This is a genomic window from Kitasatospora sp. NPDC057936 (assembly GCF_042887525.1).
Taxonomy (GTDB): domain Bacteria; phylum Actinomycetota; class Actinomycetes; order Streptomycetales; family Streptomycetaceae; genus Kitasatospora.
In genome coordinates this window covers 1-12,354 of the sequence record NZ_JBHVPD010000099.1, presented here as the reverse complement: position 1 = coordinate 12,354, position 12,354 = coordinate 1, and the positions used below count along the sequence as shown (strand labels likewise).

11 protein-coding genes are annotated in these 12,354 nt (G+C 73.0%); 8 read left to right on the top strand and 3 right to left on the bottom strand.

Features of this window, described 5'->3' with window-relative positions; translation table 11 throughout:
• Positions 1-65 precede the first annotated feature (65 nt).
• The 3 genes from ACFVU9_RS36815 (at position 66) to ACFVU9_RS36805 (ending at position 3,658) form a co-directional block, all read left to right on the top strand.
• A complete protein-coding gene (locus ACFVU9_RS36815; RefSeq protein WP_380438262.1) occupies positions 66-1,469 on the top strand; it encodes a dipeptidase in 1,404 nt (467 codons plus the stop codon).
• 125 nt (positions 1,470-1,594) lie between these two features.
• Positions 1,595-2,536 carry an NAD(+) diphosphatase gene (nudC, locus tag ACFVU9_RS36810; RefSeq protein WP_380438264.1) on the top strand — a complete coding sequence of 314 codons (942 nt, stop codon included), beginning with the start codon at positions 1,595-1,597 and terminating at the stop codon, positions 2,534-2,536.
• Positions 2,537-2,818: 282 nt separating this feature from the next.
• Positions 2,819-3,658, top strand: coding sequence for a GntR family transcriptional regulator (locus ACFVU9_RS36805; RefSeq protein WP_380438266.1), 840 nt, complete (start codon positions 2,819-2,821; stop codon positions 3,656-3,658).
• Positions 3,659-3,691: 33 nt separating this feature from the next.
• Here the strand turns inward: ACFVU9_RS36805 and ACFVU9_RS36800 are convergent, their stop codons facing one another.
• Entirely contained in the window at positions 3,692-3,949 is a 258-nt protein-coding gene (locus ACFVU9_RS36800; protein ID WP_329928084.1) for a mycoredoxin, read from the bottom strand.
• A 304-nt stretch (positions 3,950-4,253) separates the two neighbouring features.
• On the opposite strand from ACFVU9_RS36800, the gene ACFVU9_RS36795 reads away from it, so the two are divergent.
• The 4 genes from ACFVU9_RS36795 (at position 4,254) to ACFVU9_RS36780 (ending at position 8,096) form a co-directional block, all read left to right on the top strand.
• A complete protein-coding gene (locus ACFVU9_RS36795) occupies positions 4,254-6,422 on the top strand; it encodes an ATP-dependent DNA helicase UvrD2 (RefSeq protein ID WP_387601194.1) in 2,169 nt (722 codons plus the stop codon).
• A 293-nt stretch (positions 6,423-6,715) separates the two neighbouring features.
• On the top strand, positions 6,716-7,171 hold the full coding sequence (locus tag ACFVU9_RS36790) for a hypothetical protein (protein ID WP_380498916.1): 456 nt from the start codon (positions 6,716-6,718) through the stop codon (positions 7,169-7,171).
• Positions 7,172-7,335: 164 nt separating this feature from the next.
• Positions 7,336-7,704 (top strand): WhiB family transcriptional regulator, encoded by a 369-nt coding sequence (locus ACFVU9_RS36785; RefSeq protein WP_380438270.1) that lies wholly within the window; start codon positions 7,336-7,338, stop codon positions 7,702-7,704.
• A gap of 149 nt (positions 7,705-7,853) precedes the next feature.
• Positions 7,854-8,096 carry a hypothetical protein gene (locus ACFVU9_RS36780; RefSeq protein ID WP_359966313.1) on the top strand — a complete coding sequence of 81 codons (243 nt, stop codon included), beginning with the start codon at positions 7,854-7,856 and terminating at the stop codon, positions 8,094-8,096.
• Between the two features lie 194 nt (positions 8,097-8,290).
• On the opposite strand, the gene ACFVU9_RS36775 is transcribed toward ACFVU9_RS36780, so the two are convergent.
• Positions 8,291-9,655, bottom strand: coding sequence for an ABC1 kinase family protein (locus tag ACFVU9_RS36775; RefSeq protein ID WP_387601163.1), 1,365 nt, complete (start codon positions 9,653-9,655; stop codon positions 8,291-8,293).
• Between the two features lie 171 nt (positions 9,656-9,826).
• Positions 9,827-10,546: a TetR/AcrR family transcriptional regulator C-terminal domain-containing protein gene (locus ACFVU9_RS36770; RefSeq protein WP_387601161.1), complete on the bottom strand. Its 720-nt coding sequence runs from the start codon at positions 10,544-10,546 to the stop codon at positions 9,827-9,829.
• Positions 10,547-10,674: 128 nt separating this feature from the next.
• On the opposite strand from ACFVU9_RS36770, the gene ACFVU9_RS36765 reads away from it, so the two are divergent.
• On the top strand, positions 10,675-12,231 hold the full coding sequence (locus tag ACFVU9_RS36765) for an MFS transporter (protein ID WP_387601158.1): 1,557 nt from the start codon (positions 10,675-10,677) through the stop codon (positions 12,229-12,231).
• Positions 12,232-12,354: the final 123 nt, after the last annotated feature.

Below are 12,354 nucleotides of genomic sequence, written 5' to 3'. Positions count from 1 at the left end.
CCCTTCGGGCCCGGCAGCCGGACGGCCGGGGCGGGCACCCGCACGGGCGAACTACAGTCGTCGGTATGACGAGAACCCCGGACAGCGCCGTCCGCTCCTACATCGACCAGCACCGGTCCGCCTTCCTGGCCGACCTGTCCGACTGGCTGCGCATCCCGTCGGTCTCCGCCGACCCGGCCCGCGCCGGGGACGTGCGGCGCTCCGCCGAGTGGCTGGCCGCCAAGCTGCGCGACACCGGCTTCCCGGTGGCGGAGGTCTGGGAGACGGACGGCCTGCCGGCGGTGTTCGCCGAATGGCCCTCGGGCGACTCGTCCGCCCCGACCGTCCTGGTCTACGGGCACCACGACGTCCAGCCGGCCGCGAAGGAGGACGGCTGGGACACCGACCCGTTCGAGCCGACCGTCGTCGACGGACGGATGTTCGCGCGCGGCGCGGCCGACGACAAGGGGCAGGTGTTCTTCCACACCCTCGGCGTGCGGGCCCACCTGGCCGCCACCGGGCGCACCGCGCCGGCCGTCAACCTCAAGCTGCTGATCGAGGGCGAGGAGGAGTCCGGCTCGCCGCACTTCCCGGCCCTGGTCCGGCGCGAGGCCGAGCGGCTGGCCGCCGACGTGGTGATCATCTCGGACACCGGCATGTGGTCGCGGACCACGCCGACCGTCTGCACCGGCATGCGCGGCCTGGCCGACGCCCAGATCGACCTGTACGGGCCGGACACCGACATCCACTCCGGCTCCTTCGGCGGCGCCGTCCCCAACCCGGCGCAGGTCGCGGCCGAGCTGGCCGCCGCCCTGCACGACGGCGACCGGCGGGTCGCCGTGCCCGGCTTCTACGACGGCGTGATCGAGCTGACCGAGCGCGAGCGCGCGCTGTTCGCCGAACTGCCCTTCGACGAGGAGCAGTGGCTGGCGGTCGCCAAGTCCTCCGGCACGCGCGGCGAGGCCGGCTACTCCACCCTGGAGCGGATCTGGGCCCGCCCGACCGCCGAGGTCAACGGCATCTGGGGCGGCTACACCGGCCCCGGCGGCAAGACCATCGTCCCGGCGTCCGCGCACCTCAAGCTCTCCTTCCGGCTGGTGGCCGGGCAGGAGGTGGAGAAGGTCCGGGAGGCCGTGCGCGCGTGGGTGGCCGAGCAGGTGCCCGCGGGCATCCGCTACGAGCTGGTCTTCCCCGGCGCGACCCGGCCCTGCCTGACGCCGCTGGACCACCCGGCGCTGCAGTCCGTCGTCCGCGCGATGGGCCGGGCCTTCGAGCAGAAGGTCCTCTTCACCCGCGAGGGCGGCTCCGGCCCCGCCGCCGACCTCCAGGACGTGCTCGGCGCGCCGGTGCTGTTCCTCGGCATCTCGGTGCCCTCCGACGGCTGGCACTCGGTCAACGAGAAGGTCGAACTCGACCTGCTGGCCAAGGGCGTGGAGACCGCCGCCTACCTGTGGGGCGACCTGGCCGAGAACTTCCGGCCCGGCGCGTGAACGGGCGCGGCGAGGCGGGCGCGTGAGCGAGCGCAGGAACGGGTGCGGGCCCACCGGGCCCGCCCCGGCAGTCAGATCACTCATCCGGATGATTCACCTGATGCACCACGTGGGGATGGAACGACGTGAGCACCGTGCCTGAGACCGAACGCCCCCTGTACCTGGCACTGGCCCGGGCCGGAGTGGACCGGGCGGCCGAGCACCGGTTCGACGAGCCCTGGCTCGCCGCGGCCTGGAGCCACCCGAACACCCGGGTGCTGCCGATCGCGGGCGGCGAGGCCTTCGTCGTCGACACCGCCGGGGGCACCGAGCTGGTCCTGCTGCCCTCCTTCGAGGCGCCGCAGACCGGCGACCGGTACTTCCTCGGCACCGACGACGACGGCGTCTCCTACTTCGCGCTGGCCGGCGAGAGCCTGCCCGGGCGCCTGGACGGCGACGCCCGTCCGGCCGGGCTGCGCGAGGTCGGCGCGCTGCTGTCCGACCGCGACGCGGGGCTGCTGGTGCACGCCGTCGCCCTGGAGCACTGGCACCGCCTGCACAGCTTCTGCTCGCGCTGCGGCCACCCGACCGAGAAGGCCGGCGCCGGGCACGTGCGGCGCTGCACCTCCTGCGCGGCCGAGCACTACCCGCGCACCGACCCGGCGGTGATCATGGTGATCACCGACGAGCAGGACCGCTGCCTGCTCGGCCGCCAGGCGCTGTGGCCCGAGGGCCGCTGGTCCACCCTGGCCGGCTTCGTCGAGCCGGGGGAGTCGATCGAGCAGGCCGTCGCCCGCGAGGTCCACGAGGAGGCCGGCGTGCGGGTCGGCGAGGTGCGGTACGTCGCCAGCCAGCCCTGGCCGTTCCCGTCCAGCCTGATGCTCGGCTTCACCGGCAAGGCGCTGCCCGGCGGCACCGAGATCACGGTGGACGGCGAGGAGCTCGCCGAGGCGCGCTGGTTCTCCCGCGAGGAACTGCGGGCCGGCATGGAGGCGGGGGAGATCCTGCCGCCCTCGGGGATCTCGATCGCGCGCCACCTCGTCGAGCTCTGGTACGGCGAACCGCTGCCGTCCGCGGCGCGCTGGTAAACCGCTCCCGGGCGCTCCCGGAAAGCCCGGGAAGGTCCGGGAGAGTTCGGGAAAGCTCGGGAAAGCTCGGGAAAGCTCAAGAAAAGGGGGCGCGCGGCTCATGCCGTGCGCCCCCTTTTCCGATTTCGATCCCTTTCGGAAGCCGCACCCTCCGGATGTTCGTGACCGGACGGGCCGTACCCGCCCAGGCCGCCCGCCGCCCGGCGCGCACCGCCGACCCGCGCGGACGACATTGCCGGAAACGGCTGAAACCGCGTCACCGCGCTCGCTACATTCACTCGGGTGACAATCCCCCGGGGCACCGCCCAATCCCCCAAATACCAGCGCCTCGCCGCCGACCTGCGCCGCCGCATCGCCGAGGGCGAGTTCACCGCCGACGCCGCCCTCCCGGTCGAGAGCGAACTGGAACGCCAGTACGGAGTTGCCCGCAACACCGTCCGCCTCGCCGTCGACGTCCTCGTCAACGAAGGCCGGCTCGTCCGCCTCCAGGGCAAGGGCACCTACCTGCGCGAACACCCCGTCCTCGACCACCGCGCCTACGGCCCCGCGCTGCCCACCGCCCCGCGCGACTGCCTCGCCGTCCCCACCGCCGTCTACCTCGGCGAGGCCGCCGACGCCGGCCGCGAACTCGGCACCGACTTCGAGATGATGATCGTCCGCGCCCGCGTCGACATCGCCGAACGCCTCGGACTGCGCCCCGGCGAGGCCATCGTCGTGCGCCGCCAGCTGCGCACGCTGGACCGCGAGCCGTACTCGATCGAGGAGAGCCACTACCGGGCCGGGCTCGCCGCCGGCACCCCGCTGATGGAGCCCGACGCCGTCGAGGGCGGGGACGAGGCCGTCCTCGCGGCCCTCGGCCGCACCGAGATCGGCGCCGTCGACCACCTCGTGGCCCGGATGCCGGGACCGGAGGAGGCCCAGTGGTTCCAGGGCGGCCCCGGCGTGCCGCTCATGGTGCAGACCCGCGTCACCTACGACCGGCGCGGGCCGGTGCGGGTCATCGAGACCCGCTACTCGGCCGACCGCTGCCGGCTCGTCTACGGCGTCGGCGACCTCGGCGCGCGCACCACGCTGCCCGCGCCCGCGACGCCCGTCGACCAGGCCCCGGCCGACGCGCCCTGAGACGCGCGCCGGGGCCCGGCCGCCGGGCCCGGATCAGGCCGCGAGGGCCTTCTTGACCTGCAGCAGGCTCGGGTTGGTCATGACCACCCGCTCGCCGCCGCCCGCCGGCGTCACCAGCACCGTCGGGACCGTCTGGTTGCCGTTGTTCACCGACTCGACGAAGGACGCCGACGCCGGGTCCTCCTCGATGTTGATCTCGGTGTAGCCGATGCCTTCACGGTCCAGCTGGCTCTTGAGTCGATTGCAGTACCCACACCAGGTCGTGCTGTACATCGTGACGGTGCCGGACATCGGGGGGACTCCTTCGGGAGGGGGCGGACGGTCTCTGGTTCTCCGGACGCAACGTCCGACGCGCGGCGGGCATTCCGGCCGCCGCGTCCCGGAAGGGCCGCGGCCGCCACGCTCGGGAGGCCGCCGCGTCGCGGAGAGGCAGAGCGATCATCCTGCGATCACACCGGGCCTGTGGACAACCCGGCCCCGGTTGTCCCACCGGGCTGAGAGGATGGAACGCATGCAGGAAGACCTCTTGAGCGGCGGCCCCGGCGACCTCTGGACCGACCCCGCGGCGGCGGCCCGCGACGCCGGCCCCGACGCCGTGCTCGCCGGCCTCGACCCCGAACAGCGCGCCGTCGCCACCGCCCTGCACGGGCCCGTCTGCGTCCTCGCCGGCGCCGGCACGGGCAAGACCCGCGCCATCACCCACCGCATCGCCTACGGCGTGCGCAGCGGCGTCTACCAGCCCCAGCAGGTCCTCGCCGTCACCTTCACCGCCCGCGCCGCCGGCGAGATGCGCGGCCGCCTGCGCCAGCTCGGCGCCGACGGCGTCCAGGCCCGCACCTTCCACTCCGCCGCCCTGCGCCAGCTCCAGTACTTCTGGCCCCGCGCCGTCGGCGGCCCCGTCCCGCAGCTGCTCGAACGCAAGATCCAGCTCGTCGCCGAATCCGCCGGCCGCTGCGGCCTGCGCGTCCAGCGCACCGAACTGCGCGACCTCACCGCCGAGATCGAATGGGCCAAGGTCACCCAGATCGGCCCCGACGACTACCCCGCCGCCGTCCAGAAGTCCGGCCGCGACGCCCCCCGCGACCCCGCCGAGACCGCCCAGGTCTACCGCGTCTACGAGGAGGCCAAGAGCCGCCGCGGCGTCATCGACTTCGAGGACGTCCTCCTGCTCACCGCCGCCATCCTGGAGGACCGCCCCGACATCGCCGACCAGGTCCGCGCCCAGTACCGGCACTTCACCGTCGACGAGTACCAGGACGTCTCCCCGCTCCAGCAGCGCCTCCTCGACCAGTGGACCGGCCCCGGCGGCGGCGCCAGCCTCTGCGTCGTCGGCGACGCCAGCCAGACCATCTACTCCTTCACCGGCGCCACCCCCGACTACCTGCTGAACTTCCGCAGCCGCCACCCCGAGGCCACCGTCGTCAAGCTCGTGCGCGACTACCGCTCCACCCCCCAGGTCGTCCACCTCGCCAACGGACTCCTCGCCCAGGCCCGCGGCGAGGCCGCCCGCCACCGCCTCGAACTCGTCTCCCAGCGCGAAGCCGGCCCCGAACCCGGCTACACCGAGTACGAGGACGAGCCCACCGAGGCCGAGACCACCGCCCGCCGCATCAAGGACCTCCTCGCCACCGGCGTCCGCGCCAGCGAGGTCGCCGTCCTCTTCCGCACCAACGGCCAGTCCGAGGTCTACGAACAGGCCCTCGCCGACCTCGGCGTCCCCTACCAGCTCAAGGGCGCCGAGCGGTTCTTCGAACGCCCCGAGGTCCGCGACGCCGGCGTCCTGCTGCGCGGCGCGGCCCGCGCCGCCGCCGACCCCCTCACCGCCGGCGCCCCCGACCTGGCCGGCCAGGTCCGCGCCGTCCTCGCCAGCCGCGGCTTCACCCCCGAACCGCCCGCCGGCTCCGGCGCCGTCCGCGACCGCTGGGAGTCCCTCGCCGCCCTCGTCCGGCTCGCCGAGGAGTTCGAGCGCACCCGCACCGCCGAAGGACTGGGCGCGGACCTCGCCGCCTACGTCGCCGAACTCGACGCCCGCGCCGCCGCCCAGCACGCCCCCGCCGTCGAAGGCGTCACCCTCGCCTCCCTGCACGCCGCCAAGGGCCTCGAATGGGACGCCGTCTACCTCGTCGGCCTCACCGAGGGCACCCTGCCGATCATCTACGCCAAGACCGACGAACACGTCGAGGAGGAGCGCCGCCTCCTCTACGTCGGCGTCACCCGCGCCCGCAAGCACCTCTCCCTCTCCTGGGCCCTCTCCCGCTCCCCGGGCGGCCGCGCCAGCCGCAAGCCCACCCGTTTCCTCGACGGGCTGCGCCCCGGCTCCGCCGCCCCCGGCACCCGCACCGGCGCGCGGGGCGGGCGCGGGGGCGTGGAGTTCGGCGAGCGCGCCGCCGGGCGGAAGGTCCGCGGACCGGTCAAGTGCCGCGTCTGCGAGCGCGTCCTGACCGACGCCGTCGAACGCAAGCTCCGCCGCTGCGAGAGCTGCCCGTCCACCATGGACGAGGCGCTGTACGAGCGGCTGCGCGAGTGGCGCGCCCGGCAGGCCAGGAAGCAGGGCGCCCCCGCCTACGTCGTGTTCACCGACGCGACGCTCATGGCGATCGCCGAGGACGTGCCCGCGAACCGCCAGGAACTGGCCCAGATCTCCGGGGTCGGCGCCATGAAGCTGGACAAGTACGGGGCCGCCGTGCTCTCGTTGTGTGCGGGGGAGGAGCCCGAGGAGGAACCGGACGGCGTCATGGACGACGGTCCGGTCGAACCGGCGTGAGCCGGTCCGGGCGTGGTCACGGGGACTGCTCAGGGGACTCCCGCGGGGCATCGGAACGCGCCGTCCGGCGCGACGCGAAACGCGACGCGAAAACCGCCGTGAAAAATAGTTTGCGCGGCGTACCGGGAGCGCAATAGCCTGCCGGAGCGGTCAAGGGGACGCGAACGCACGGGGTGACGCCTGTGCCGAGTTCCCGCGCCCAAAGCTTCACCAAGACAGACATCCGAACATCGGAGCAGGGGAAACCCGGCTCCGCGAGACGCCGAGAGGAGGCGAAGACAGTGGGAAACATCATGATCACCAAAATGACTGGCCGGACCGTTGTCGCTGCCTCCCTGCGTGATGCCCTCCTGTGGGCGCCCGCAGAGCTCGGTGGAACCGGTCTGGGTCTCGACACCACCGGTGTCTCCGTCGTCCCCGCCGTCGCTGTCAGTGGTCTCGGACACACTGATCTGTGCGTCGCGAGCGGCAGGAGCGTCGAAGGCGCCTCCGTCGAGACCGGTCTGTCCCGCGATTGGGCGTCGTTCGGCACGCCGCGCTCCGAGCGCGACGAGCGACCGACCCAGGCACCGAAGGCGGTCGTAGCCGCAGCCATGCATGGCGGCTATGCGCAGGTCATCGGTGCCGGAAACGCCCAGAAGCAGAACGAGCAGCAGATCAACAAGCAGGCCATGGCCGCCTTCATCGGCGCCACGGCCATCCGGATGCGGGCCTTCCGCGGGCCTGAACCCTGGAGAGAACGAACCTGAACCTCAGGTCGGCACCTCCAGGGCCGCGGAACCCGTCACACCGGGATCCGCGGCCCTTCTGTTTTGTCCGGTACGCAAGACCACCCAGGCCCCCCGGGGCCTCCGGCCCAGCCCCACCAGTCAGCCGGGCCGGAACCACTGAGAAGACGAGGAAGACGCAGACAGTGTCCACGGTCATCACACCGCCCACCCCGTCCGTACCGCCGACAAGCCAGATCACCAAGGCCGACCAGGCCGACCCCCCGGAGGTTCTTTCCATGCAGCTCAGCTCGATCGAGCAGGCCGAGGCACTCGGTCTCCCCATCCCCTGCCGCGCCTTCGACCCCGAGGTCTTCTTCGCCGAGACGCCCGCCGACGTCGAGTACGCGAAGTCCCTCTGCGGCACCTGCCCGGTCAAGGAGGCCTGCCTGGCCGGCGCCCTCGAGCGCCGCGAGCCCTGGGGCGTCTGGGGTGGCGAGCTCTTCGTCCAGGGCGTCGTCGTGGCCCGCAAGCGGCCCCGTGGCCGTCCGCGCAAGACCGAGGTCATGGCGTGAGCCCCGACCTCGGAGCCGGAGCCGTCCGCCGGGGAGAGCAGCCCCCACTGGACAGTTCCCTCCGCCGCTCCGTGCGGATCGCCGCCGCCAAGGCCGACGCGGCCCGCACCAACCCCTTCCCGACGACGCACCACGAGCAGGACCACCACATGACCGCCGCCATCGACCCCGCCGTCCGCGCCGAACAGGCCAACGAACTTCAGATCCAGAACAGGACCCTCGAAATGCAACTCCTCCACGAATCCCTGGCCCGCGCCCATATGCAAGACCGGCTGCACGAGGCCGAGCACCAACGGCTCGTCCTGCGCATCGCCAGGGCGCGCAAGCTCAAGCAGCGGGCCGAGCGCGCCTCGCTGCGGGCCCGCAAGGCCCTCGCCGTCGCCCTGATGTAGTCCGGCCCCGGTTCGACGCGCGCGCCCCGTGGCCACGCGCGGCCACGCGCGTGCAGGCGCGCACGGACAGGCACAGGACGAACGGCAGACCCCCGTCGCACCGCAGGCCGCCCCCCGCACCCGGGGAGCGGCCTGCGGCCGTTCTGCTGGCTACTCGGCTCCGACTCGTCGGTGCCCCGGGCTTCCCCGGCCCCTCAGCGGCCCTTGCGGGCCCGCTTGCCACCCGGCCCCTGCTCGGCGAACTCCGGCAGCCACTCCAGCATCTCCGCCCGGAACGGCGCCTTCGCCCCCAGCTGACACAGCACCCCGATCGTGCTCAACGTCACCCGGTGGATCAGCAGGTACGACGGCGGCAGGTTCAACTGCTTGCCCAGGTTGTAGGCAGGCGACCGCGGATCCGCGATCCGCGCCGCCTGCGCCCGCATCCACGCCCGCGTGAAGTGGAAGGAATCCACCGCCGCCGGCTCGATGATCGGCACCAGGTAGTCCAGCACCGCGTCCGCATCCAGCTCGATCGAGGGCTTCACGAAGCCCTCCTCCCGCAGCATCTCCAGCACACCCGCCGCATCACCGGCCAACGCCATCCGCAGCGACGCCCCGATCGGCGCCGGCAACCCACCCGGCAACCGGTCCACCGTGCCGAAGTCCAGCACCCCCAGCCGCCACCCCGACACCGGACCGTCGTCCTTCAACAACCGGAAATTGCCCGGATGCGGATCCGCGTGCAACAACCCCGTCCGCGCCGGACCGGCGAACAGGAACCGGGCCAGCAGCCGGCCCGCACGGTCCCGCTCCTCCTGGCTCCCGCCCGCGATCACCTCCGCCAGCGGCGTGCCGTCCATCCACTCCGTCACCAGCACCTGATCCGCCTGCGCCACCACACCCGGCACCACGATGTCCGGATCGCCCGCGAACACCTCGGCGTGCCGACGCTGCGCCTGCGCCTCCAGCTCGTAGTCGAGCTCCTCGGAGACCCGCTCGCGCAGCTCGACGATCAGCGGCTTGATGTCCAGCCCCGGGATCAGCGGGCCCAGCAGCCAGGCGACGCGGCCGAGTTGCGACAGGTCCGCGAGCAGCGCGTCACCCGCGCCCGGGTACTGCACCTTGACGGCGACCCGGCGGCCGTCGTGCCAGACCGCCCGGTGCACCTGGCCGATCGAGGCGGCGGCCGCCGGCCGGTCGTCGAACTCCCGGAACAGCTCACGCCAGTTGGCCCCGAGGCGCTCGGCGAGCGCGGTGTGCACCTTGGCGGCGGGCATCGGGGGAGCGGCGTCCTGCAGCTTGGTGAGCGCCGCCCGGTACGGGCCGGCGACCTCCTCGGGCAGCGCGGCCTCGAAGACGGACAGCACCTGCCCGAACTTCATGGCCCCGCCCTTGAGTTCGCCGAGCACCTTGAACAGCTGGTCGGCGGTGGCCTGTTGCAGCTCGGCCGTCACCACCTCGGCGGACCGACCGCCGATCCGCCTGCCCAGGCCGAGCGTGGCGCGGCCGGCTATCCCCAGGGGCAGGGCGGCGAGCCGTGCCGTGCGGGTCACTGCCTTGCGCGGAAGATCGCTCACCGGGCCTCCATCCGACACACCCCCGGCCACCCGGTACCGGACGGCCGACCATCACTACGCCATTGTGCCCGCTCGCCGCCCCGCACCAGCCCGTATTTCGCGCAGGCGTGAGCGGCGCATCGGTGTCGGACCGGTGGCGTACGGGCGGCGTACCGGCGGCGGATCCGCGGATCAGCGGGGCAGGCGCAGGGCCAGGCCGTCGAGGACGACCTCCAGGCCGTAGCCGAACTTGCTGTCGCGGATGGTCACCGGGTCGGTGCCGGCGGCGGTCGCGTAGGCGTCGGCGAGGTGCTCGAAGTCGTCGGCCGCCTCCTGGGCGGCGGGCATGAGGCGGGCGATGAACTCGGCCTCCGTCTGGCCGGACCGGGCCACCGTGGTGAGCCAGGCCGACTCCGTGGTGCCCATGCCGATCGTGTAGCAGACCAGGGTGTCGATCGCCCGGACCGGCTCGGGGAACCCGGCGGCGGTGAACAGGACGGTCAGCTGCTCGGCGAACGACATCAGGTTGGGGCCCAGGTAGGCGAGGCCCGCCTGGCCGAGGACGGACGACAGCCAGGGGTGGCGCAGCACCGTCGCGCGGAAGGCCTGGGCGGCGTCGGTGGCCGCGGCGCGCCAGTCGGGGCTGTCGGCGGGCGGGAGGACGATCTCGCCGAAGACCTCGTCGACCGCGAGCTCCATGAGCTCGTCCTTGGTCGCGACGTGGCGGTAGAGGGAGGTCGCGCCGGCGTTCAGGCGGGCGGCGAGTTTGCGCATGCTCAGCGCCTCGATGCCCTCGGCGTCGAGCATCACGATCGCCTCGCGGACGATCGCGTCCCGGCTGAGCGAGGGCTGGTCGGGCTCGCGCTGGCGGCGGGCCCATACGGACGGGATCGGGTTCGTGCTGGCGGCCATCGGCATCCCCTTCTGCGTACACCGTTCGCATTCAGCGTACAGCAAGCGCTAGTTGCGCACACTGTTCCTCGATGCGTACAGTGTGCGCAGCGACGGAACGCAGTGCGCACCGAAGGAACGGTGTGCGCATGGAGAGGGGAGATCTCATGCAGGCCCGCAACCCGCACCGCTGGTGGATCCTGATCGTGCTGTGCCTGAGCTCGTTGGTCCTGGTGATCGACAGCATGGCGCTGACCGTGGCCGTGCCCTCGATGACGGCCGACCTCGGCGCGAGCGCCCAGGACACCCAGTGGATCCTCGACTCCTACGTCCTGGTCTTCGCCGGGCTGCTGCTGACCTCCGGCAGCCTCGGCGACCGCTTCGGCCGACGGAAGATCATGATCATCGGCCTGCTGCTCTTCGGCGCGGCGTCCCTGGCCGCGACCTTCTGCACGAACCCCGGTGAGGTGATCGCCTCCCGCGTCGCGATGGGGGTCGGCGGCGCGCTGATCATGCCGTCGACGCTGTCGATCCTCATCACCGTCTTCGACGAGGACGAGCGCGGCAAGGCGATGGCGGCCTGGGGGTCGGTGGCGATGCTCGGCCTCGTCGGCAGCCCGGTCCTCGGCGGCGTGCTGATCGACCACTTCTCGTGGCACTCGATTTTCTTCCTCAACGTCCCGGTCGTCGCCCTCGCGATCCTCGCCGGTCTCGTGCTGATGCCGGAGTCCAAGGGGCCGTGGCAGAAGCCGGACCCGCTCGGCGCAGTGCTGTCCGCGGTCGGCATGACGGCGCTGATCTGGTGGATCATCGAGATCCCGCAGCACGGCGCGTTCGGCGGCCGGTCGCTGGTCACCCTCGGCGTGGCGGTGGTGGCGCTCGTCGGGTTCGTGGTCTGGGAGAACGTCACCGACGCGCCGATGGTGCCGCTGGTCCTCTTCGGGCACCGCGACTTCAGCGGCGGCTCGCTCTCGCTGACGCTCGTCCAGATCGGCAACGGCGGGTTGCTGCTGGTCCTCACCCAGTACCTGCAGTTCGTGCTGGGCTACTCGCCGGTCAAGGCGGGGCTCGCGTTCATGCCGCTCGCCGTCGCCGCGCTGATCGGCAACGGGGCCGGGGCCAAGTTCGCCGCGAAGATCGGCAACCGCCTCCTGATCCTCTCCGGGATGCTCGCGATGGCCGCCGCCTTCGGGCTGCTGACCACCGTCACGGCCGACGGCGGCTTCACCGTTCCGGCGGTCGCGCTCGGCCTGCTCGGGCTCGGGGCCGGTCTGGCCATGCCGGCCGCGGTGGGGGCGCTGATGGGCACCATCCCGGCGGAGAAGGCGGGCGTCGGCTCAGCGCTCAACGACACGATCCAGCAGGCCGGCACCGCGCTCGGCATCGCGATCCTCGGCTCGCTGCTGTCGAGCGGCTTCGCCGCCCGGATGCCGGCGGGGCTGCCGGACGGGGCGAGGCACTCGATCGCCGGGGCGCTGGCCGTCGCGAAGGGGGACGCCGGGCTCGTGCACACCGCTCGGGAGGCGTTCACGAGCGCGATGACGACCACCTTCACGATCAGTGCGATCGGGGTGCTCGCGGCGGCGCTGGTGGCCACGCTGGTCATGCGGGGCCGCCCGGCGGGGGCGGAGCAGGGGGCGGCGGAGCAGGGGGCGGCGGCCGATGCGGCCGACGAGCGGGCGGAGGATGCGGAGCTCGCCGCCTGACGGGGCGCAGCCCGAGGTGTCCACACCGAGAAGGCCGGTGCCCCTGGGGGTACCGGCCTTCGGTGCTGTGTGCGAGAAGTCGGCGGGGCCGACTTCTCGGTCTTGTCCAGCTACTCCATGTTC